Below are 21,771 nucleotides of genomic sequence, written 5' to 3' on the forward strand. Positions count from 1 at the left end.
CGTATCGTAAGCGGGCTTTAGGCCCGCAAAAGGCGAATACGATACACCTGCGGTTGAGAAACAGTAAGGCCGGGGTGGCGAAGGGCCGCAGTCCACACGCCGAAAACACCCTGGCTGGCTGCGAGCTTTTTTAGCACATCCGAAGATTGCAGCCCGCGGCAGCACCTAAGGTGTAAGCCCCACGAGCAGGTGCACCACGTTGTCTGCCAGCACCATGACCCCCGGCACGCCCGCTCTGTGCAGCGCTTGCGTGTCCAGCTTCGACCCGTCGCGCAACACCACGCGCACGCGGGTCAATGCCACTTTTTGTTCGGATTTGATGTTCACCGCGCCCCCCAAGCCTGCCAACGTGGCGTTGTTGAGTAACGAGGAGGCAACGTTCGTGTCCGGGAGCAAGTCCGGCGTCAGTGCTTTCCAAAACGCCTGATGCAATTTTGCAAACATGTTCAGTTCTCCAACACCACGGATTGAGGCTGTAAAACAGCGCGTACTTGTTGCGCGCTATCGAACCCCAGCACCTGATCCGCCAAGGTGGTACAGGCATTGAAATCCAGCTCGCGCACTTGCGCCTTGATGGTCGGGATCAGCGGCACGCTCACCGACAGCTCATCCACACCCAGCCCCAGCAACACAGGCACCGCCTGCGCCTCGGACGCTAAAGCCCCACACACACCCACCCATTTGCCATGTGCATGCGCAGCCTTGACGGTATGGGCGATCAGACGCAGCACTGCCGGGTGCAGGCTGTCGGCCTGGTTGGCCAGACGCGGGTGATCGCGGTCCATCGCCAAGGTGTATTGGGTCAGGTCATTGGTGCCAATCGAAAAGAAGTCCACGTGCGGCGCAAACACGTCGGCCATCAACGCCGCCGCAGGCACTTCGATCATGATGCCCAGCTTGGGCAGTTGGACCAGGCCCGCTCGCTGCGCTTCGTCTTGCAGCACACGGCGGGCTTCGTGCAGCTCGGACAAATGAGTGACCATCGGCAACATGATGTGCAGGCGCGCCAGATCAACACTGGCCAATATTGCGCGCAATTGGTCACGCAACAGTTCAGGTCGCTCCAGGCACAGGCGAATGCCGCGCATGCCCAGAAACGGATTGCTCTCAAGCGCCATCGGCACGTAGGTCAGCGGTTTATCACCACCCACGTCCAGCGTGCGTACGACCAAATTATGCTCAGGCCCCACCGCATCAGCGATAGCCCTGTAGGTGGCCACTTGCTCCTCGTGCGTGGGTGCGCTGTTGCGCTCCAGATACAGGAACTCCGAACGTAACAGCCCGATCCCTTGAGCACCCAGGGTCATGGCCTGTTCAGCTTCTGCCTGCGAGGCGATATTGGCCGTGATTTCTATCGTGTGCCCGTCGCGGGTGCAGGCGGCCTGCGATGCGTGCTGCACATCGAGCTGACGACGTTGTTGAAGCTGAACGCGCTGAACCTCCAGCCGCTCGACCAGGGCGTCATCAGGTTGCAAGTGCAACTCGCCTGCGTCTGCATTGAGCAAAACCGGCATGCCATTGGCCAATGCCAGCACCTGCGGGGCAACCCCGCACAGAGCGGGCAAACCCAGGGCGCGGGCCAAAATGGCAACGTGGCTGGTGGCTCCGCCGCCCACCGTGGCAAAGCCCACCACTTTGCGGGTGTCCAATGCCGCCGTCTGTGAAGGGGTCAATTGCTCTGCAATCAAAATGGCATGTTCGGGCAAGACCTGCATTTGGTCTTGCACACCGAGGATCAGTTTGAGCACCCGCTGCCCGACATCGTCAAGGTCCAGCGCGCGCTCAGCCAGCAGGTGGCTGCCCAAACTTTTGAACAAGGTTGACGTGGTCTCAGTGGCGCGGCGCCAGGCATGGCCTGCGCTCTTGCCCGCATAGATCAGTTCGTCGGCATGCTCTAGCAGACTCGGGTCTTGCAGCAACGCCTGATGCGCTTTGAAAATCTCGCCCTGTGCGGTATTCGAGGCGTTGTCGCGCAGCGTCTGTAACTGGGTGTCTGCCTGCGCTAAAGCGTCTTGTAAACAGGCCCGTTCATGCGGCGCATCGGTGGCGTTTTCGACCACCTCCAACGTACACGCCGCCACTTGTACCACGTGCCCAAACGCTGCACCCGAAGAGGCGCACACACCGCGCAGCACACCCGATACGGGCTGCTGGACGAGAGGTTCGGGCTGTGGCGCGTGCATTGCGCTCGTTACAGATTCACCACAACCGCTGGCCAACAGGTGTGACAACGCCGTGATTGCCGCCTCAGCGTCATGGCCCGCGGCACTCAGGTGCACACTGTCACCATATTTCGTCTGTAACGCCATGATTGCCACCAGTGACTTGGCGTTGGCTGTCTCGTGCTGTAGGTGCAGATAAATGACCGAATCAAAGGTTTTTGCAGCCTGAGCCAAAACGCCTGCTGGACGCGCGTGCAGACCATTAGGGTTAGCCAGTAACTGAGCCGCTGAGTGCAATGCTTCACCGCCTTGAACCTCAGGCTGCACGTCCAGCTCGCGCGGTCGTACCCGCAACAGCGGTTGGCCGCTCTCAACCACGCCCTGGTCTGCATCCAGCGCGACAAAACCATCGCCACTGATCACCAGCATTAACGTCAATAGACTGCGGGCATTGAGGGCCAGGTAATCAGCGTCAAACTCAATCAAGGGTTGCCCGGCCTCGACCCGCTGTCCCTCGACCACCAGGGCACTAAAGCCTGCGCCGCCGAGGTTTACGGTGTCGAGGCCGATATGCAGCAGCACTTGCACACCCGTGTCATGGGTGATGCTGAGCGCATGACCGGTGTGTTGCCGATTACTGACCACCCCGGCCAGTGGTGCGCACAACACCTGCGAGGTGGGATCAATGCAAACGCCGTCACCCATCAGGCGGCTGGAAAACACCGGGTCCGGGACATCATCAAGCGCCAGCAGCACGCCAGCCAATGGCGCCAGCAGTTCCAGTTGTGGGGATATGGCCATGAACTCACCTACAGTTGATTCGCTATATGCCGATGGAGCGCAAGCCCCGACAGCGTCGCTTATTTCCACCAGTACTCGACTTGCACACCCATGTTTGACCCGTGCCGCGCCTTGCCAAAAGCGCCGCTGTCCGACAACGCTGAACCTGCATCCAACTGATTAGCGGCACGTTGCGCGGCTTTGTTCCACCTGGCGTAGGTGTAATACAAACGGATTTCCGGGCGTTCCCAAAAGCCGGGGCCTTTAGGCGACCATGTGGGCGCGAAGGTGAACTTGCTTAATGTGCGCGTGCCCTCCTTTGCCCTGACTTGATCGTGCCCCAGCTCAGTGACCAATTTGAATTGCTCACTGACGGCATAAGCAGGCCGCACCCCCAGGGACATCCACTCCTGATGGCCTCCGTGCGGGCGAAAATCCTTTTGATAGACCGCTTCGACCTGCCCACCGAAACGCGGGGTCACTTGCCAGTCAAAGAACTCGACGATGCGGTAACGCTTGCTGCTGTTGTCCAGTTTGGTGTTGCCGGTGTAACCCAAGCCTGTGCCGGAACCTTCGCCGTACTGCACGGCAAATTTGTTCTGGGCGCCTAAAAAGGCGCTTTGCACGTGCTGCGCGGTGATCGCCCAACCACTGTGGGCGTCAGTGCGCTGAGGCTTGTCGAGGTAGGTCAAACCAAATTCCAGCGCCCCGTCAGGGTTGATGTTGAACCCTGCAACGTTGAAATCGTGGCGCGTCACGTAGTCTTCCTGATACAGGCTGTCTTTGCGTGACAGGGCGTAGCTGTATTTGAGGCCGCCGATCAGCACGTCTTCTATACCGCCGCCCGTGGCGCTCTGGTTCCAGTAGTAGAAATCAGAAATGTGGATGTCGTTACGCTTGTAATAACGCCGTCCGGCCCACAGCGAACCGCCATTGAGGCTCGGCAGGTTGGACCATTGTGCGTATAGCTGCGGCATGCGCACCGAGCCGTTGTCGCCCTGAAAGGTCAGTTGGCGGTTGTACTGGTTGTAGAAAGAGGCCATGCCATCGACGCTGAGCACCGAACCGTCATCGAGGGTGTAGAGGTCCTGGCGCAACTCCAGTTCAGCGTATTGTTCACATTCATTGCCCAGCCGGTATTTGGTCTCGGCGCCCGGCAGTTTGAAGCACGATTGCTTGCCCCCGTTGAGCGAATTGCCAACGCCACTGCGCAAGTAACCCGAGAACTCCAGGGCCTGGGCTGGCAGCGGTGCCAGCAGGCATAAACAGGTGGTGAAAATGCGGCGGTTGAGTGCTGTGTTCATAAAGACGACCTTTCTTATTTTTATGGGGCAGAGCCGTTAAACACCCTCTCCTTCAGCGGGGTGTTTCAGTGTTTGAGGTGCAAGACGAACGATTCATAGGGTCTCAGCCGGATGTTGCGCGTTCGCGGCGAACAGTCGGCGTAGTTGCTGATCACTACCCGCTGGGTCATGCCGTGGCTGATGACGTGCTCGGGCAGCTCAAGCTCACAGGCGGTGCCGTAAAAATTGTTAAGGACCAGCAAACGCTCGTTGTCGCCTTGGCGCAGGTATGCCCAAACCTGCGGGTGATCGATCAGCAGCGCGCGATATTGGCCGTGCTGCAACAGCGGTTCGGTACGGCGCAAGGCAATCAACTGACGGTAGTGATGCAGCACCGAAGCCGGGTCATTCACTTGGTCTTCAACGTTGATCAATGACGCGTTATCAGGGATGCCGATCCAGGGTTGCGCCGTGCTGAAACCTGCGTTCGGCTGATGACTCCACTGCATGGGCGTGCGGCTGTTGTCCCGCGACTTTTGCATGATCGCGGCCATGCAATCGGCTTCAGCCTCCCCCGCTTGACGCTTGAGACGATAGATATTCAAGGTCTCGACATCGCGGTATTGCTCGATGCGTTCGAAGCCCGGATTGGTCATGCCGATTTCTTCACCCTGATACACATACGGCGTGCCTTGCAGGCAGTGCAGCGCGCTGGCGAGCATCTTGGCCGAGACCACGCGATACTCGCCGTCATCGCCAAACCGCGACACGGCACGCGGTTGGTCGTGGTTACACCAGAACAGGGCATTCCAGCCGCCCCCCGCTTGCATCCCCACTTGCCAGTCAGAAAAGATCCGTTTGAGCTCAAGGAAATCGAAGTCGGCGCGTACCCACTTCTGCATGTTCGGGTAGTCCACTTTCAGGTGATGAAAGTTGAAGGTCATCGACAGTTCATTGCATTCGGGGTTGGAGTAGCGAATGCAATGCTCAAGGGAGGTGGAGGACATTTCACCGACGCTGACCAGATCGTGGCCGGCAAACACTTCGCGGTGCATCTCTTGCAGGTAGGCATGCACGTTCGGCCCGTCGGTATAGAACCGGCGGCCATCACTGTCGTCTTGCGGAAAGTGAGCGGGTTTGGAAATCAGATTGATCACGTCAAGACGGAAACCGCCTACACCTTTGTCACGCCAAAAGCCCATCAGTTTGTAGACTTCGGCCCGCACTTTCGGGTTGTCCCAATTGAGGTCGGCCTGGGTGTGATCAAACAGATGCAAATAGTATTGGCCGGTTTGGGCCTCGTACTCCCACGCCGAGCCGCCGAACTTGGATTGCCAGTTATTGGGCTGGTCGCGCCAGATGTAAAAGTCGCGGTACGGGTTGTCGAGGCTGCTACGCGCCTGCACGAACCATTCGTGTTCGATCGAGGTGTGGTTGACCACAATGTCGAGCATCAACTTGATGCCTCGGGCGCGGGCTTCGCCGATCAACAACTCGCAATCGGCCATGCTGCCGTAGCTCGGGTCAATGGCGTAGTAATCACTGATGTCATAGCCATTGTCGCGTTGCGGTGAACGCAGAAAAGGCGTCAGCCACAGGTAGTCAACGCCCAGCCATTGCAGGTAATCAAGCTTGTCGACCACACCCAGCAAGTCCCCGGTGGCATTGCCCGCGTGGCTGTGAAAACTTTTTGGGTAAACCTGATAGATCACCGAACGCTGCCAGTCTTGCATGGGGGTTCCTTCAATAATTTTTTTAAACGCGCGGGGCAGTGAATCAGGCCACGCGAAAGCCTGGCCGGATGATTTTCAGGCTCAAGGCACAGGTCAGGACAAACGGCACCGCGATGGCCACCAGCATCCCGATGACGAACATCGGGATGTACTGGGGAATGATCGAGATGAAACCGGGCAAGCCGCCGACACCAATGGCCGAGGCCTGGACTTTGTTCAGCGACAGGAAAATGCTGCCCAGCGCCGACCCAGCCAACGCGGCGTAAAACGGGAATTTGTAGCGCAGGTTGATACCGAACATGGCCGGTTCTGTGATGCCAAAGTACGCAGACACCGCCGAGGTGGACGCCATGCTGCGCTCACGCACATTGCGACTCATATAGAACACGCCGAGCGCAGCGCTGCCCTGCGCCAGATTGGACATCACGATCATCGGCCAGATGAACGTACCGCCCTGTGTGGCAATAAGTTGCAAGTCGACGGCGAGGAACATGTGATGCATACCGGTGATCACCAGCGGTGCGTAAAGCAGGCCAAAGATTAAGCCGCCGAGCACCGGTGCCAGATCAAACAGCATGACCACGCCTTCGGTAATCAGAATGCCCAGATGCCGGGTCACAGGCCCGATGATGGCCAGCGCCAGCACGCCCGTCACCACGATCGTGGTGATCGGCACCACCAGCAGTTGAATGGCATTGGGCACCCGGGCACGCAGCCATTTTTCAATCACGCTCATCACGTAGGCAGCTAGCAGGATCGGCAGGATTTGCCCTTGGTACCCGACTTTTTCGATCTGAAACAGGCCCAGGATGTCGAAGTAAGGCAGGCTTTGGCCGTCCAGCCCGGCAACGGCTTTGCCGTAGTTCCAGGCATTGAGCAGGTCGGGGTGAACCAACATCAAGCCCAGCACAATGCCGAGGATTTCACTGCCGCCAAAGCGCTTGGCCGCCGACCAGCCGACCAGCGCCGGCAGGAATACAAACGAGGTGTTGGCCATCAGATTGATCAGGCTCCACACGCCGTCGAGTGAGGGGTAGGCGTCGAGCAACGTTTTGTCGGCGATGAAAATGCCTTTGGCGCCAAGCAGGTTGTTCACCCCCATCAGCAGGCCCGCGATGATCAGCGCTGGCAGAATGGGCATGAACACATCAGAGAACACCCGCACCAGCCGCTGCATGGCGTTGGCCTTGTCGGCGCCCTTCTGTTTGACATCCGCGATGGTGGAGGCCGCCAGCCCGGTTTGCTCGCGCAAAGCGGCGTAAACCTTTTCAACCTCGCCGGGACCAATCACCACCTGATACAGCCCCCCGGTAAAGAAGGAACCTTTGACCAAGTCGATCTGATTGAGCGTGGTGCTGTCGACCAGAGCAGGATCTTTTAACGCCAGGCGCAGACGTGTCACGCAATGGGCTGCCTGCTCAAGGTTTTCGGCCCCCCCGAGGCTGTGCAACAACTGGCTGGCGATCGATGAGTAATCGTGACTCATGCAGGATGTCCTGTTTGGAATTCTTGTTATGGAGCGTCACCCGTACAGCGCGCTAAAACGCAAACTACTCGTCTGTACCAGTTAAATCAACAACTAGTACAGACGAGTTGGCTATTTTTATGGACATGTCGTTGGGGAGCAAAAAAATTGACAGTAAGACCAATCCTCAGGCATCGCCTGAAAAGGCGTAAGGCTCTATGGGACTTGCACTGCCTGCACCCTGCCCTTAAGGTTCGGCCCTTGAGCCACCACGGCAAAGAAACTTTTTCATGACTAAATACAACCAGATCTATACGGATCTGCTTGCCAGCATCACCACCGAACGCTTGCAGCGCGGTGCGCGCTTGCCGTCCGAGGCCGAGTTGATGGCCGCCTATGACGCCAGCCGCGGCACAGTGCGCAAGGCCATCGAGCAGCTGCAAGAGCGCGGCTTTGCGCAAAAGGTGCATGGCAAAGGGACGTTTGTACTGTCATCCAGCCCGATTGAGTTTCAGTTGGGTGGCATCGTCAGCTTTCAGGAAACCTGGCCGCGACTGGGCAATGACGTGAGTACCCACGTGGTCGAGTGCGTGCAGTTCCCGCTCGAAGGTACGCTGTGCGAGCATATCGACGCCCCGCCAGGCAGCTCGATCACTCGCATCAAACGGGTAAGGCGCATTGATGGCAAGCGCGTGATTCTGGACATCAACCACTTTGTGAACGCGTTGATTCCAGGGCTGAACGAGGACATTGCACAACATTCGATTTACGCCTATATCGAGCAAACGCTGAACCTGTACATCAGCTACGCCCAGCGCACCATTGAAGCCGTACCGCGCAGCAAAGATGACCAGCAACACCTGGATCTGGGCGATCAAAGCCATGTCATTGTGGTCAGCAACCAGACGTTCTTGCAGGACGGGCGGCAGTTTGAGTACACCGAGTCGCGGCACACACTGGACAAGTTCTATTTTTCTGACGTGGCACGGCGCTGAATCAGCGCCAATCCGACACGTCAGACGAAAACAAAAAAGGCGGTCAACACTGGGTGTTGACCGCCTTTTTTAGTTTGAACCGGTTACCCGGCCAGACTTACTCCCACTCTATTATCAATTGACCAAAAAGATTCTTATAAAACATAGCCCTAAGACGCTGGATATTTGAACAACCATGAAAAATGCCATGCACAGTAAAGCGTTCAAGAAGTCGGATTAGCCTCTCTCTTGGCAAAGGCTGCCGATAGCTGCCTCTCTAGAATGGCCAACTCATCCGCATTCCCATCACGAACAACCTCGGCCAGCAGATCCGCCGCGAAAGACGGATCGACCTGGAAAAGCTCTGCCATTGCCTCAGCGTGACTACGGTCTTTCATCAATCGCCCCTAGTTCGCAAATGCCCTCAGCGTCAAGAATAGCCTGCTCCGACTCCTACAAATCCGTCAGCTTCTGGCCGGTACTGGCTGTGAAGACTGACAGAAATCGGCCAACGGCTGTCCTTCATGAATTTCGTTCAAACAACATCCTTTCCAGCGTATTGTCCTTCACCCAATAGTGATGAAACATCCCCGCCACAGCGTGCAAACCAATCAACCAATATCCTGTAGTGCCAACTAGCTCATGCCAGTACTTGAGCTGTTTGGCGAAGTCCGGGGCAATGGCTACCGGTGCCGGCACGTGAAAGCCAAAGTACGGGAACGGCTTATCGCCAGCGGCGAGCATCAGCCAGGCGAGGATGGGCGTTGCGATCATCAGCCCGTACAGCGCAAGGTGTGTCAGATGCGCGATAGCAATCTGCCAAGCCGGTGGTTTTGGGGTAATCGGTGGTCGTGGGTTCAGGCGCCCGACCAGGCGAACCCACACCAGAGCGAAGATGGTTGTACCAAACAAGCCGTGCAAGCCCATGAGCAAACCCCGCGCTTCGCTGCCTTTGGGCAGATAACCCTTGATTTCAACACAGGCATATACCCCGACGAACAGGGAGAGCATCAGCCAGTGCAGGGCTATTGAAAGTTTTCCATATCGGGTTACGGAGGTGTCGCTGGTCATAAGAAGCGCCTGTTGATTGTTGTGAGGGACCGTTGATCCGGTTTCCTTGAACCGGCTGCGTAACCCTGCTCGTCCTGCCTTAAGAGAGTCTGAAGATCGACCCAAAGGTTATTCCTCTTTCACCTTCAGACTTCGTTAAGAAATGGCTTGGATACTTCGCTCAATCTCATTGAGGAAGGCGTTCGGCCCATGCTCGATCTCGACTGGAACATCCCCCTGCCCTTGCATTTTGGCCAAGCTGAAACGTCACCGTTAACCTTGGCTGGTGCTTTGCCGAACGACGCTTTGCGAGCGACGTTCGAAGACTTTATCCAGCAGCGTTTCCACAAGGCCCACGGCGCCGACATCCGCCACTTCATGCCCGAGCTGTTCGGCATGCACAACGGTGAGGGCCAGTTGTGCGCAGTGGCCGGTGTGCGTCGCGCGCACCTTGAAAGGCTATTTCTGGAGCGGTATCTGGACGAGCCGATCGAGCCATTGATTAGCGCGGCCGCTGATCACTCGGTAGGCCGAAATGCCATTGTCGAGGTTGGCAATCTGGCGGCTAGCGACACCGGCAGCGCGCGCCTGAGCATCATCGCCATCACCTATCTGCTGGCCATGGGTGGCCTGGAATGGGTGACGTTCACCGGCAATATCGGACTGGTCAACAGCTTCCGTCGTCTCGGCCTGAAACCCGTGACATTGTGCGCCGCTGATCCGGATCGACTGGGTGACGAGCGCCAACATTGGGGCAGTTATTACGAGAGCAAACCCTGGGTGCACGTCGGCGACATCCGCGCCGGGTTCGTCCACCTACGCAATATCGGCCTGTTCAGCCGCCTGGGCTTGCCGACCCCGATTGAAGGAGCCTGCCATGTCGCTTGAACTGCAACGCTTTCAGGAAAACTTGCGCGAGTATGCCCGGCGCAATGACAACACGACCGCGGTTTGGGGCGATACGCTGAAACTCGATTACGCCACCCTGTATGCAGAAGTGCTGTATCGCCAGGAGCGCCTACGCGATGAGCAGGTGCAAGTCGTCGCCCTGGCGCTGGACAACGGCGTCGACGCAATGCTCTGGGATCTGGCGGTGTTGTTCGAAGGGTTGACCTGTGTGACGCTGCCGCCGTTTTTCAGCGCGGCACAACGCGCCCATTGCCTGGAGCAGAGTCAGGCCGAACGCGTGATTGCCGAACCGGAGCTGGACCCCGAACTGCGCGCTGCGGGCTATGAGCAACGCGGCGAGTTCTGGTGCCGCGCCTTTACCAGCAAAACACACATGCCGATTGGCACCGCCAAACTGACCTTCACGTCCGGCACCACCGGCACGCCGAAAGGTGTTTGCCTGAGTGCCGACAGCTTGCTGCGGGTCGCACGAGAGCTGGATCAGGCGAGCGAAACCACCCGGCCGCAGCATCACTTGGCGCTACTACCGTTGGCGATACTGCTGGAGAACCTAGGCTGTTATGCCGCGCTGTATGCCGGTGCGATGCTCAGTTTGCCGAGCCAGAAAACCCTCGGCATTCAGGGCGCCAGTGGCGTCGATGTCCCGCACCTGCTCGGTTATCTCGCCGGGCGTGCGCCGCATAGCCTTATTCTGGTGCCACAGCTGTTACTGATGCTAGTCAGCGCCGCCGAACAGAAAGCCTTCGCCCCGCAAACTCTGCGCTTTGCTGCGGTCGGTGGTGCACGAGTTTCCAAAGATTTGCTGGACCGTGCGCAACGGGTCGGCTTACCAGTTTTTGAAGGTTACGGTTTGTCCGAATGCGCGTCAGTGGTGTGCCTCAACCGCCCCGGCGCACTTCGACCCGGCAGTGTCGGTCGACCGCTGCCCCATGTCGAAGTGCGGTTGGCCGAAGACGGTGAAGTGCTGATCAAGGGCTCGACGTTGCTCGGCTATCTAGGAGACGCACCGTACGCCGATGAGTGGTGGCCGAGCGGCGACCTGGGCGAGTTCGACCCGGAAGGTTTTCTTTATCTCAAGGGCCGCAAGAAGCATCAGTTCGTCACCAGTTACGGGCGCAACGTCAACCCGGAATGGGTCGAGTCCGAGCTGACCCAGCGCCGCCACATCGCCCAGGCGTTTGTTTACGGCGAGTCCTTGCCGCGCAATCACGCCCTGCTCTGGCCGCATCGCCCGGACTGCACCGATGCCGAACTAGCCGCTGCCGTGGCCGAAGCCAACGAGGTGTTGCCCGATTACGCCCAGGTGCATCAGTGGACGCGCCTGCCGCAACCCTTCACCGCCGCCAATGGCTTTCTAACCGCCAATGGCCGCCCACGCCGCGATGCCATTGTCGCGCAGTACCACGCCCAATTGACCGAATCCGTTGTCCGAGAGGAAGCCGCATCATGAGTTTTTTCGACACCCTGCAAGAAGCAACACAGCATGAGCGCCACGAGCTGTTCAATCTGCCGATCATCTTCGATGCGTTGCACGGCAAGGTCAGCCTCGATAGCTATCGGGCTTTTCTCGCTCAGGCTTACTATCACGTGCGCCACACCGTGCCATTGATGATGGCATGCGGCGCACGTTTGCCGACGCGTCTGGAATGGTTGCGCAAAGCGGTGTGCGAGTACATTGAAGACGAATACGGCCACGAACAGTGGGTGCTCAATGACATTGCGGCCTGCGGAGGTGATCGCAAAGCCGTGCATGATGGCGAGCCTTCGCTGCCGATAGAGCTGATGGTGAGCTTCCTTTATGACCTGATCGCCCGAGGCAACCCGGTGGGTCTATTCGGCATGGTCAATGTCCTCGAAGGCACCAGCATCGCTCTGGCCACACACGCGGCAGGGAGTATTCGGGAGCGCCTGGCGTTGCCGGAAACCGCCTTCAGTTACCTGAGTTCTCATGGTTCGCTCGACATCGAACACATGCAAACCTATCGCCGCCTGATGAACCAGCTGGAAGATCCTGAGGATCAAGCGGCAGTGATTCATGCTTCAAAAGTCGTTTACCGACTGTACACCGACATGTTTCGCAGCCTGCCTCGTGACGCGGAGATTGAACATGCAGCTGCGTAACGCGCGCGTGGTCTTGACCGGTGCCAGTGGCGGTATCGGCATGGCTATCGCCGAAGCCTTGTGCGCCGCCGGCGCTCGGGTATTGGCCGTGGCGCGGCATCAGGAAGCCTTGGCCCCGCTGCTCAAACGCTACCCAGACGCCCTGTGCTGGGTAGCGGCTGACCTTACGCTCCTCAGCGACCGGCGCAAAGTACTCGCCGCCACAGAAGCGATTGGCGGAGTCAATCTGTTGATCAACGCCGCCGGGTTGAACCACTTCGCCATGCTCGAACAGCTCGACGACAGTGACATCAATGCGATGCTCGCGGTGAACATCAGCGCGCCGATCTGCCTGACCAAGCTGTTGCTGCCGCTACTCAAGCAGGCCGACAGCGCCATGGTAGTCAACGTCGGCTCGACCTATGGCTCGATCGGCTATGCCGGTTACGCCAGCTATTGCGCGACCAAGTTTGCCCTGCGCGGGTTTTCCGAAGCGTTGCGCCGAGAGCTGGCCGACACCCGGGTCAGCGTGCTCTATGTCGCGCCGCGGGCAACCCGCACGTCGATGAACAGCGCGACTGCGCAAGCCCTGAACGATGCGCTCAAGGCCAACGTCGATGATCCGCAAATCGTGGCCTCGGCGGTGATCCACGCGATTGCGGGTGACCGCCGCGACCTGTATCTGGGATGGCCCGAACGCTTCTTCGTGCGCCTCAACAATTTACTGCCGCAACTGGTCGATCGAGGTCTGCGCAAGCAGTTGCCCCTGATTCGTCGCTTCAGCGAAAAACCCGAGAACGAGACCCTCAAGCCATGAAAAAGATCTTCGCGTGCCTGCTGATAGCAACTCTCAGCCAAAGCGTTTGGGCTCTGGAGGCCGCCGACCAGCAGCGCCTGAGCAGCATTCAGCAAAGCTGGGCGCACATCCAATATGAAGTGGCGGAAAAACAGCGCGCTGCCGCGTTCGAGCAGTTGTCCAGTGAAACCCAGGCGTTCGCCGCGCAGCGCCCGGCGGTAGCCGAAGCCTGGATCTGGAAAGGCATTGTCACCAGCAGCTGGGCCGGTGCCGAAGGCGGACTCGGAGCGCTGGGGAAAGCCAAGGAAGCCAAGGCCGACCTGGAGAAGTCCCTGACGCTCGACCCCAAGGCCCTGCAAGGCTCCGCCTACACTAGCTTGGCGGCGCTGTATGATCGGGTGCCCGGCTGGCCCATCGGTTTCGGCGACAGCGACAAAGCTGAGCAACTGATCAAGCAGGCGCTGCAACTCAACCCCGACGGCATCGACAGCCTGTACTTCTGGGGCGATCACCTCTACCGTCAGAAACACTACGCTGAAGCAAAAGCAGCGCTGCAAAAAGCCCTGCAGGCGGCGCCGCGTCACGGCCGTGAAACGGCAGATGCGGGACGCCGCAAAGAGATCGCCACTCTGCTGGTGGATGTCAACAAGAAACTCGACTGACAGGAGTCCGCGTGCGTTTATTACTGATTGAGGATGATGTGGCGCTAGGTGGAGGCATCCATCAAGCGCTTGGGCGCGAGGGATACACCGTCGATTGGCTCAAGGACGGCAGCAGCGCGCTGCATGCTCTGCTAAGCGAAACGTTCGATGTCGCTGTGCTGGATCTTGGCTTGCCACGCATGGACGGTCTCGAAGTACTGCGGCGCCTGCGCGACAGCGGCTCGAACCTACCGGTATTGATTCTCACCGCCCGCGATGCAACCGAAGATCGCATCGCGGGGCTGGATGCCGGTGCCGACGACTACCTGATCAAACCGTTCGACCTGGCCGAACTCAAGGCGCGATTGCGAGCGTTATTGCGGCGCAGTGCCGGGCGCGCGCAAGCGCTGATCGAACATGCCGGCATCATCCTCAACCCCGGTACACAGCAGGTCAGCTACAAGGGCCTTCCCGTAGCACTGACGCCCAAGGAGTATCAGTTGCTGCATGAACTGCTCTCACCTCCGGGCAGGGTGATGACTCGAGATCAACTGATTCGACTGCTCTATGGCTGGAGTGAAGAAGCGGAAAGTAACACGCTTGAAGTCCACATCCATCACCTACGTAAAAAGTTCTCCACTGAGCTGATCCGCACCATTCGAGGTGTGGGCTATCTGGTGGAGGAGCGTTGATGACTTCGATCCGCCGCCGTACATTGACGCTGATCATTGGCCTGCTGCTGGCCGGTCTGGCGGTGCTCAGCCTCTTCAATCTGCACGATAGCAATCATGAAATCGCCGAGGTTTACGATGCTCAATTGGCGCAGAGCGCGCGCTTATTACAAGGCGTGATGCGCATGCCGCTGGCGAGCAAGCAGCACGCCGAACTGTACCGGGCCTTCAATACTGCACTGGGCGAAGCGGTGCCGCGCGGCGATGGTCATCCATACGAACGGAAAATTGCTTTTCAGGTATGGAGCCCTGGCGGGGAGGTGTTGGTGCACACCGCCAGCGCACCCTCCTTCAGTTCACCGCCGACGCAAACGGGTTTCAGTGATGTGGTGGATGTGAACCGTCGTCATTGGCGCGCCTTCCTCCTTGAAGACCCACAAAACGGCATGCGCATCTGGGTTGGCGAGCGCGATGATGTGCGCGCGGATCTGGTCGACCGCATCGTGCGTCATACGCTCTGGCCGAACATCGTGGGCAGTTTGCTGCTCGCTGCGATGGTTTGGCTCGCTATAGGCTGGGGCTTGAAGCCCTTGGCAGACATGGCCGAGACCCTGCGTGCCCGTCACAGCGGTTCACTTGAGCCATTGCAACTGGCACCGCTTCCCAGCGAGCTAGAGCCCATGCAGGCGGCGCTCAACCGCATGCTCGCGCAGATTCAAGACGTGCTTGGCCGCGAACGACGCTTCATTGCCGACGCTGCCCACGAAATGCGTACGCCACTCGCCGTGCTGCGGGTACACGCGCAAAACCTGCTGGAGGCAGGCACAGAACAGGAACGTCGCGAATCACTGGAATTCCTTATATCAGGCGTTGATCGCACCAGCCGACTGGTCAACCAGTTACTGACCATGGCGCGACTGGAACCCCAAGCCAATCCGCCACCGCTACAGCGCATCGACCTCAGCGAAACCGTGCGTAATAGTCTCGTGCAGCTGACACCGTGGTTATTGAGCAAAAATCTAGAACTGATATTCGATGTCAGCGAGCAGCCATTTTATGTATCCGCCAACCCCGCCTCCATCGACATCGCGCTGAGCAACCTGATCACCAACGCAGCCAATTTCTCTCCCGAACACGGGGTAATCGCTGTGCAATTGAACCAGGCTGATGGCTTCTGTCATTTGACTGTCGACGACCAGGGGCCGGGAATTGATGAGTCATGTAGAGAGCGATTGTTTGAACGTTTCTATAGCCGTGGAACGGCGCAAGGAGCCGGTTTGGGGCTAACCATCGTCAACACAATCGCCATGCGTTTGAACGGACGTATCGAACTGGTAAACCGGGCAGAGGGAGGTTTGAGGGCTACGTTATCAATTCCAGCAAAAGAATAATCGCACAGCATCAAGCGATTATTTCGTTTCGCACAGTCGGTAAACATCGTGTGAGCAATGAGCCGCACCACATTTGATGCTGAAATCAGCCCCCCCGCCACCCATTACTTCCTCTGCGCGGATAAGCACACTCGATACCATGCCAGCATTGTCCAACTGAGCGTGGTATCGATGTCCTTTTCTAGTGATGCTTGCACTGAGCACCATGGCCAACGCCATTGACAACATAGAGAATATCGTAACAATCATAATTTTTTACATAAAAATCAATCAGTTACGATAAAACCTACTCCCACTCAATCGTTGCCGGTGGCTTGCTCGACACGTCATACGTAACGCGGGAGATGCCTTCGATTTCGTTGATGATACGCCCGCTCACGGTTTCAAGCAGTTCGTAAGGCAGGTGTGCCCAACGTGCAGTCATGAAGTCGATGGTTTCTACGGCACGCAGGGCCACAACCCATGCGTAACGACGACCATCGCCAACAACGCCCACCGATTTCACCGGCTGGAACACCACGAACGCCTGGCTGACTTTGTGATACCAGTCGGCCTTGCGCAGTTCTTCGATGAAGATGTGGTCAGCGCGACGCAGGATGTCGGCGTATTCCTTTTTCACTTCACCCAGGATGCGCACGCCCAGACCCGGCCCCGGGAACGGATGACGGTAGACCATGTCGTACGGCAGGCCCAGTTCCAGACCCAGACGACGGACTTCGTCCTTGAACAGCTCGCGCAGCGGTTCAACCAGCTTGAGGTTCATTTCATCCGGCAGGCCGCCCACGTTGTGGTGCGACTTGATCACGTGTGCCTTGCCGCTTTTAGCGCCAGCCGACTCGATCACGTCCGGGTAGATGGTGCCTTGCGCCAGGTACTTGATGTTTTCCAGCTTGCAGGATTCGGCATCGAACACGTCGATGAAGGTACGACCGATGATCTTGCGCTTCTTCTCCGGGTCGCTTTCGCCCGCCAGGTTGTTCAGGAACTGATCGGCCGCATTGGCACGGATCACTTTGACCCCCATGTTCTCGGCGAACATGGCCATCACCTGCTCACCTTCGTGCAAGCGCAACAGGCCGTTGTCGACGAATACGCAGGTCAACTGATCGCCAATGGCTTTGTGCAGCAAGGCTGCTACCACCGAGGAGTCAACGCCGCCGGACAGACCCAGCAATACATTGTCGGTGCCGACCTGGGCGCGGATGTTGGCAATGGCGTCTTCAGCGATTTTCGACGGTGTCCACAGCGCTTCACAGCCGCAGATATCGAGAATGAAGCGCGACAGGATGCGACCGCCTTGCTTGGTGTGGGTCACTTCCGGGTGGAACTGCACGCCGTAGTAGCCGCGCTCGTCGTTGTACATGCCGGCAATCGGGCAGCTCGGGGTGCTGGCCAGAATGTGGAAGTCGGATGGCATTTTGGTGACCTTGTCACCGTGGCTCATCCATACGTCGAGGCCAAACAGGCCATCCGCGTCGATGTGGTCTTCGATGCCGTCAAGCAGGCGGCTTTTGCCGACCACGTCGACGCGGGCATAACCAAACTCACGCAGCTCAGAGCCTTCGACCTTGCCACCCAGCTGTTCAGCCATGGTTTGCATGCCGTAGCAGATACCGAAAACCGGTACGCCAAGGTCAAAAACGGCTTGTGGCGCGCGTGGGCTGTCGGCTTCGTGAACCGATTCCGGGCCACCGGCCAGGATGATGCCTTTAGGGGCGAATTCGCGGATCGCGGCGTCGTCCATGTCGAACGGGTGCAGCTCGCAGTAAACACCGATCTCACGCACGCGACGGGCGATCAGTTGGGTGTACTGGGAACCGAAGTCCAGGATCAGGATGCGGTGAGCGTGAATGTCGAGGGCCATGACAAAATCTCGATTAATTTCAGAAACGACACGGGGCTGAATCAAACAGCCCCGGTGACTTAATTCGTATCGCACCCCGAACTGGCCGGGGCGCGATCACTATCAACCTACGCGATAGTTAGGTGCTTCTTTGGTGATTTGTACGTCGTGGACGTGGGATTCAGCCATGCCAGCGCCGGTAATCCGCACGAACTCGGGTTTGGTGCGCATTTGTTCGATGTCGGCACAGCCGGTGTAACCCATCGAAGAACGCAGACCGCCCATCAGTTGGTGAATGATTGCCGACAGCGAGCCTTTGTACGCCACACGGCCTTCGATACCTTCCGGTACCAGCTTCTCGGCACCTGCGGACGAATCCTGGAAGTAACGGTCGGAAGAACCCTGGGATTGCGACATCGCACCCAGCGAACCCATGCCGCGATAAGCCTTGTACGAACGGCCCTGATACAGCTCGATTTCGCCCGGTGCTTCTTCAGTACCGGCAAACATCGAACCCATCATCACGCAGGAAGCGCCAGCGACGATGGCCTTGGACAGATCACCCGAGAAACGAATGCCGCCGTCAGCGATCAAGGGTACGCCGGTGCCTTCGAGGGCAGCGGCCACATTGGCAATCGCGCTGATTTGCGGAACGCCAACGCCAGCCACGATACGCGTGGTGCAGATCGAGCCTGGGCCGATACCGACTTTAACTGCGTCTGCGCCTGCTTCGGCCAAGGCCAGAGCCGCGGCGCCGGTGGCGATGTTGCCGCCAATCACCTGCACGTGCGGGAAATTTTGTTTAACCCAACGTACGCGGTCAATCACGCCTTTGGAGTGACCGTGAGCGGTGTCGACCACCACCACATCAACGCCAGCCGCCACGAGGGCCGCAACGCGATCCGCAGTGTCTTTACCCGTGCCGACCGCTGCGCCTACACGCAGACGACCCTGATCGTCCTTGCTAGCCAATGGGTAAGCCTTGGCTTTTTCGATGTCGTTAACGGTCATCATGCCTTTGAGGGCAAATTTGTCGTCAACGATCAAAACTCGCTCGATGCGATGTTTGTGCAACAGTTCGCGGGCTTCTTCTTTGTCCGCGCCTTCCATGACCGTCACCAAACGCTCTTTAGGCGTCATGACGTCACGAACGGAGGCTTCAAGGCGGTTTTCAAAGCGCACGTCGCGGGACGTCACGATGCCGACCAGGTCGCCGTTTTGAAGCACCGGAACACCGGAGATATTGTGCTGGCGAGTCAGTTCGAGCAGTTCACGTACGGTGGCATCGGCCTCGATGGTGATGGGTTCTTTAACCACACCGGCTTCGAAACGCTTGACCTTGCGCACTTCGTGAGCTTGCTGCTCGATGGTCATGTTCTTGTGGATGATACCAATACCGCCTTCCTGAGCCATGGCGATTGCCAAACGGGCTTCAGTTACGGTGTCCATTGCAGCGGAAACCAGCGGAATATTCAGTTCAATGCCACGGGTCAAACGAGTCTTTAGACTGACTTCGTTCGGAAGAACCTCGGAATAACCGGGGACGAGAAGGATGTCATCGAAGGTGAGTGCTTCTTGGCTGATACGCAGCATCGCTGGGGCTCCCGAGCGGGAAAATGGAAGCGCGCCATTGTACTTAAAACACCTGTGCGGCTCAACGGAAACCTTTAGAGAGTTTTGCGCTAAGGGCCATGATTTATTGACTTCGAAGGCAGAAATCGATCCGTAGCGGCTGCTGAAGGCCGCGTCCGGCGGTGAAGCGGTCGCAAGGTCAGGCTACTGCGTTACGTCAGGTAAAAACGGGATTCCGGTTTTACGACGGCGTCGCCCCCGCACGCAGCCGCGCAGGCTCGGCAGCGGCTACGCAATCCGGGGGTCACAGTTCGACTTTCACCCACGCCACCGGCTGATCAAGCCAGTCGGCAAACTCATCGAGGAAGCTTTGCTTGAACCCCGCCTCGGCCCAGTTATTGAAGATGAAACCCAGGTTGGAAAACGCGCACGCCTGCAAAAACAAAAAACCGTTGATGTCATCTTCATGGGCGCAGAGCGGGCAGGTGAAGTTATCTGTTCGCCCCGGCATCCAGTCTTCAAGGCTTTCGAACAGTGCTTCGCCAACTTCTTTGCGGCACTCGGCACAACCGGCCTCTTCCAGAAAGCCCTTGGCCGGGGTGTAAATGCAGCGCTTGGTAATGATCTCCAACCCGTTGATCGCCTCACCAAAGGGCAAGGCTTCGGGGTGCAACACCACGCTCGCAGCCCCCGGCGCAATGGCATAAGCCATGCCATTGCCGGTGCGGCCGCAGGTCGTGAGTTCTGCTTCAATGATGTTTTTGCGCACCAGCCAGCGCACGATGGCACGGGCGCGGGGCTCATGCACCGCCAAGGTGGAAATTTTAGGCACGATGATGCTTTGCGAATTCATGGGATACGGCACATATAAGAACAAACCTAAAGGTGTAGTCGCGGTTGCATGCGAGCTTTTTCAGAGCGCGCAGCTTAAAGCCTGATCCCCCAAGGGCCTACTCTTTAGTGCACGCGCCTTAACCCGACAGGTGCAGTGATCAGCATCCGCCCTTATGATGGCCCTCATGATTAAAGACCCTTTTGCAAGACTCAACCTGGACCGCGAAGTCCTGACTGTCAGCCAGCTCAATGGCCGTGCGCGGGTGTTGCTCGAAGACGTGTTCAGCAATATCTGGGTTGAAGGTGAAATTTCCAACCTCGCTCGCCCGGCGTCTGGCCACGTCTACTTCACCCTCAAGGACAGCGGTGCTCAAGTACGTTGCGCGCTGTTTCGCAACAACGCCGCACGGGTGCGCCAAGCGCTGAAAGACGGCCTGGCGGTAAAAGTACGTGGCAAGGTGTCGTTATTTGAAGGTCGTGGCGACTATCAACTGATCCTCGATACGGTCGAACCCGCAGGCGAGGGGGCGCTGCGTCTGGCCTTCGATGCACTCAAAGAAAAGCTCAGCGCTGAAGGGCTGTTCAGTGCCGAGCGCAAGGTGGCCCTGCCCGCTCATCCGCAGCGCATTGGTATTGTCAGCTCACCCACGGGCGCGGTGATTCGCGACATCATCAGCGTGTTTCGCCGCCGTGCCCCGCACATCGAGCTGACGCTGATCCCGACTGCCGTGCAAGGCCGTGAAGCCACCGCGCAAATCGTGCGCGCACTGAAACTCGCCGATGCGCGCGGCTTTGACGCGCTGATCCTGGCCCGGGGCGGCGGCTCGCTGGAAGACCTGTGGTGTTTTAACGAAGAAGCCGTGGCCCGCGCCATTGACGCCTGCGTGACCCCTGTCGTGAGTGCCGTCGGGCACGAAACCGACGTTTCGATCAGCGATTTTGTGGCCGATGTACGCGCCCCCACCCCCTCCGCCGCCGCCGAGTTGCTGGCTCCGGACACCCGTGACTTGCAGCACCGCATCGACAACCTGCATCGCCGCCTGGTGATGCGCATGCGCGACCGTTTAATGCGTGAGCGCTTGCGCCTGGACGGCCTGGCGCGTCGTTTGCGCCACCCCGGCGAACGTTTGCGCCAGCAAGCACAACGGCTGGATGACCTGGACATGCGCCTGCGCCGCGCGTTCGAGCGCAGTCTCAATACCCGTCGCGAGCGCTTGATCCGCCTCCAAACCCGTCTGGCCGGTCAGCATCCGGGGCGCCAATTGGCGCTCTTACGCCAGCGTCTGGACAGCCTGGCCGAGCGCTTGCCACGCGCCATGCGCGAACGGCTCAAGGCCCGTCGTTTGCAATTGCAAAGCCAGATGCAAACCCTGCATGTGGTCAGCCCGCTGGCCACGCTGGGGCGCGGTTACAGTATCTTGCTCGACGAGCGCGGCAATGCCATTCGCAGTGCCGGGCAAACCCATAACGGCCAACGCTTGAAGGCCAAACTGGGTGAAGGCGAGTTACACGTGCGCGTTGAAGATAACCACCTCACGCCTGTCACCCTTTCATTACTGGATTGATC

19 protein-coding genes are annotated in these 21,771 nt (G+C 58.4%); 9 read left to right on the forward strand and 10 right to left on the reverse strand.

What is annotated here, in order from left to right; all coding sequences use genetic code 11:
* Nucleotides 1-165: 165 nt before the first annotated feature.
* The 5 genes from GYN01_RS05300 to treP all read right to left on the reverse strand — a co-directional run bounded on the left by GYN01_RS05300 (nt 166) and on the right by treP (nt 7,444).
* The gene (locus GYN01_RS05300; protein ID WP_048362634.1) at nt 166-444 is read right to left on the reverse strand and encodes a PTS sugar transporter subunit IIB; all 279 of its coding nucleotides are present in this window, start codon (nt 442-444) and stop codon (nt 166-168) included.
* Nucleotides 445-446: 2 nt separating this feature from the next.
* Nucleotides 447-2,963, reverse strand: a complete 2,517-nt coding sequence (gene ptsP, locus GYN01_RS05305) for a phosphoenolpyruvate--protein phosphotransferase (protein ID WP_203306691.1) — start codon at nt 2,961-2,963, stop codon at nt 447-449.
* A gap of 59 nt (nt 2,964-3,022) precedes the next feature.
* Nucleotides 3,023-4,246, reverse strand: coding sequence for a maltoporin (locus GYN01_RS05310; protein WP_203306692.1), 1,224 nt, complete (start codon nt 4,244-4,246; stop codon nt 3,023-3,025).
* 65 nt (nt 4,247-4,311) lie between these two features.
* A complete protein-coding gene (gene treC, locus GYN01_RS05315) occupies nt 4,312-5,958 on the reverse strand; it encodes an alpha,alpha-phosphotrehalase (RefSeq protein WP_048362631.1) in 1,647 nt (548 codons plus the stop codon).
* Between the two features lie 43 nt (nt 5,959-6,001).
* On the reverse strand, nt 6,002-7,444 hold the full coding sequence (gene treP / locus GYN01_RS05320) for a PTS system trehalose-specific EIIBC component (protein WP_203306693.1): 1,443 nt from the start codon (nt 7,442-7,444) through the stop codon (nt 6,002-6,004).
* 269 nt (nt 7,445-7,713) lie between these two features.
* Here treP and treR point away from each other — a divergent pair, with 269 nt between their 5' ends.
* Nucleotides 7,714-8,418, forward strand: a complete 705-nt coding sequence (gene treR, locus GYN01_RS05325) for a trehalose operon repressor (protein ID WP_203306694.1) — start codon at nt 7,714-7,716, stop codon at nt 8,416-8,418.
* A gap of 203 nt (nt 8,419-8,621) precedes the next feature.
* Here treR and GYN01_RS05330 read toward each other — a convergent pair whose 3' ends face one another.
* Complete coding sequence (locus GYN01_RS05330; RefSeq protein WP_167337961.1) at nt 8,622-8,795, reverse strand: hypothetical protein; 174 nt, start codon at nt 8,793-8,795, stop codon at nt 8,622-8,624.
* Between the two features lie 124 nt (nt 8,796-8,919).
* A complete protein-coding gene (locus GYN01_RS05335; RefSeq protein ID WP_048362628.1) occupies nt 8,920-9,468 on the reverse strand; it encodes a cytochrome b in 549 nt (182 codons plus the stop codon).
* Nucleotides 9,469-9,657: 189 nt separating this feature from the next.
* Here GYN01_RS05335 and GYN01_RS05340 point away from each other — a divergent pair, with 189 nt between their 5' ends.
* The 7 genes from GYN01_RS05340 to GYN01_RS05370 are packed head-to-tail and all read left to right on the forward strand — an operon-like array spanning nt 9,658 to nt 15,955.
* Nucleotides 9,658-10,335 (forward strand): thermostable hemolysin, encoded by a 678-nt coding sequence (locus GYN01_RS05340; protein WP_048362627.1) that lies wholly within the window; start codon nt 9,658-9,660, stop codon nt 10,333-10,335.
* Nucleotides 10,325-11,806, forward strand: coding sequence for an AMP-binding protein (locus tag GYN01_RS05345; RefSeq protein ID WP_203306695.1), 1,482 nt, complete (start codon nt 10,325-10,327; stop codon nt 11,804-11,806). Before GYN01_RS05340 ends, GYN01_RS05345 begins: the two co-directional genes overlap by 11 nt.
* Entirely contained in the window at nt 11,803-12,477 is a 675-nt protein-coding gene (locus GYN01_RS05350) for an iron-containing redox enzyme family protein (RefSeq protein ID WP_048362625.1), read from the forward strand. The genes GYN01_RS05345 and GYN01_RS05350 overlap by 4 nt, the downstream gene beginning before the upstream one ends.
* Nucleotides 12,464-13,273, forward strand: coding sequence for an SDR family oxidoreductase (locus tag GYN01_RS05355; RefSeq protein WP_048362624.1), 810 nt, complete (start codon nt 12,464-12,466; stop codon nt 13,271-13,273). The genes GYN01_RS05350 and GYN01_RS05355 overlap by 14 nt, the downstream gene beginning before the upstream one ends.
* Nucleotides 13,270-13,914: a tetratricopeptide repeat protein gene (locus GYN01_RS05360; protein ID WP_048401183.1), complete on the forward strand. Its 645-nt coding sequence runs from the start codon at nt 13,270-13,272 to the stop codon at nt 13,912-13,914. The genes GYN01_RS05355 and GYN01_RS05360 overlap by 4 nt, the downstream gene beginning before the upstream one ends.
* A gap of 11 nt (nt 13,915-13,925) precedes the next feature.
* Nucleotides 13,926-14,585 (forward strand): response regulator, encoded by a 660-nt coding sequence (locus tag GYN01_RS05365; RefSeq protein WP_048362622.1) that lies wholly within the window; start codon nt 13,926-13,928, stop codon nt 14,583-14,585.
* Nucleotides 14,585-15,955: an ATP-binding protein gene (locus tag GYN01_RS05370; protein ID WP_048401184.1), complete on the forward strand. Its 1,371-nt coding sequence runs from the start codon at nt 14,585-14,587 to the stop codon at nt 15,953-15,955. The genes GYN01_RS05365 and GYN01_RS05370 overlap by 1 nt, the downstream gene beginning before the upstream one ends.
* 286 nt (nt 15,956-16,241) lie before the next feature.
* Here the strand turns inward: GYN01_RS05370 and guaA are convergent, their stop codons facing one another.
* The 3 genes from guaA to GYN01_RS05385 all read right to left on the reverse strand — a co-directional run bounded on the left by guaA (nt 16,242) and on the right by GYN01_RS05385 (nt 20,223).
* Nucleotides 16,242-17,819 (reverse strand): glutamine-hydrolyzing GMP synthase, encoded by a 1,578-nt coding sequence (gene guaA, locus GYN01_RS05375; RefSeq protein ID WP_048362620.1) that lies wholly within the window; start codon nt 17,817-17,819, stop codon nt 16,242-16,244.
* Between the two features lie 102 nt (nt 17,820-17,921).
* Entirely contained in the window at nt 17,922-19,391 is a 1,470-nt protein-coding gene (guaB, locus tag GYN01_RS05380; RefSeq protein WP_048362619.1) for an IMP dehydrogenase, read from the reverse strand.
* 283 nt (nt 19,392-19,674) lie between these two features.
* Nucleotides 19,675-20,223, reverse strand: coding sequence for a sugar ABC transporter ATPase (locus GYN01_RS05385; RefSeq protein ID WP_203306696.1), 549 nt, complete (start codon nt 20,221-20,223; stop codon nt 19,675-19,677).
* 166 nt (nt 20,224-20,389) lie between these two features.
* On the opposite strand from GYN01_RS05385, the gene xseA reads away from it, so the two are divergent.
* Entirely contained in the window at nt 20,390-21,769 is a 1,380-nt protein-coding gene (xseA, locus tag GYN01_RS05390) for an exodeoxyribonuclease VII large subunit (protein WP_048401243.1), read from the forward strand.
* Nucleotides 21,770-21,771 lie beyond the last annotated feature (2 nt).

Origin of the sequence: Pseudomonas weihenstephanensis, assembly GCF_016812185.1 — a bacterium.
GTDB classification, from domain to species: domain Bacteria; phylum Pseudomonadota; class Gammaproteobacteria; order Pseudomonadales; family Pseudomonadaceae; genus Aquipseudomonas; species Aquipseudomonas weihenstephanensis.

Excerpts from the sequence above, each read along its gene's own strand:
- GYN01_RS05300 (WP_048362634.1), bottom strand. The coding sequence starts at position 444 with ATGTTTGCAAAATTGCATCAGGCGTTTTGGAAAGCACTGACGCCGGAC.
- ptsP (WP_203306691.1), bottom strand. The coding sequence starts at position 2,963 with ATGGCCATATCCCCACAACTGGAACTGCTGGCGCCATTGGCTGGCGTG.
- GYN01_RS05310 (WP_203306692.1), bottom strand. The coding sequence starts at position 4,246 with ATGAACACAGCACTCAACCGCCGCATTTTCACCACCTGTTTATGCCTG.
- treC (WP_048362631.1), bottom strand. The coding sequence starts at position 5,958 with ATGCAAGACTGGCAGCGTTCGGTGATCTATCAGGTTTACCCAAAAAGT.
- treP (WP_203306693.1), bottom strand. The coding sequence starts at position 7,444 with ATGAGTCACGATTACTCATCGATCGCCAGCCAGTTGTTGCACAGCCTC.
- treR (WP_203306694.1), top strand. The coding sequence starts at position 7,714 with ATGACTAAATACAACCAGATCTATACGGATCTGCTTGCCAGCATCACC.
- GYN01_RS05330 (WP_167337961.1), bottom strand. The coding sequence starts at position 8,795 with ATGAAAGACCGTAGTCACGCTGAGGCAATGGCAGAGCTTTTCCAGGTC.
- GYN01_RS05335 (WP_048362628.1), bottom strand. The coding sequence starts at position 9,468 with ATGACCAGCGACACCTCCGTAACCCGATATGGAAAACTTTCAATAGCC.
- GYN01_RS05340 (WP_048362627.1), top strand. The coding sequence starts at position 9,658 with ATGCTCGATCTCGACTGGAACATCCCCCTGCCCTTGCATTTTGGCCAA.
- GYN01_RS05345 (WP_203306695.1), top strand. The coding sequence starts at position 10,325 with ATGTCGCTTGAACTGCAACGCTTTCAGGAAAACTTGCGCGAGTATGCC.
- GYN01_RS05350 (WP_048362625.1), top strand. The coding sequence starts at position 11,803 with ATGAGTTTTTTCGACACCCTGCAAGAAGCAACACAGCATGAGCGCCAC.
- GYN01_RS05355 (WP_048362624.1), top strand. The coding sequence starts at position 12,464 with ATGCAGCTGCGTAACGCGCGCGTGGTCTTGACCGGTGCCAGTGGCGGT.
- GYN01_RS05360 (WP_048401183.1), top strand. The coding sequence starts at position 13,270 with ATGAAAAAGATCTTCGCGTGCCTGCTGATAGCAACTCTCAGCCAAAGC.
- GYN01_RS05370 (WP_048401184.1), top strand. The coding sequence starts at position 14,585 with ATGACTTCGATCCGCCGCCGTACATTGACGCTGATCATTGGCCTGCTG.
- guaA (WP_048362620.1), bottom strand. The coding sequence starts at position 17,819 with ATGGCCCTCGACATTCACGCTCACCGCATCCTGATCCTGGACTTCGGT.
- guaB (WP_048362619.1), bottom strand. The coding sequence starts at position 19,391 with ATGCTGCGTATCAGCCAAGAAGCACTCACCTTCGATGACATCCTTCTC.
- GYN01_RS05385 (WP_203306696.1), bottom strand. The coding sequence starts at position 20,223 with ATGAATTCGCAAAGCATCATCGTGCCTAAAATTTCCACCTTGGCGGTG.
- xseA (WP_048401243.1), top strand. The coding sequence starts at position 20,390 with ATGATTAAAGACCCTTTTGCAAGACTCAACCTGGACCGCGAAGTCCTG.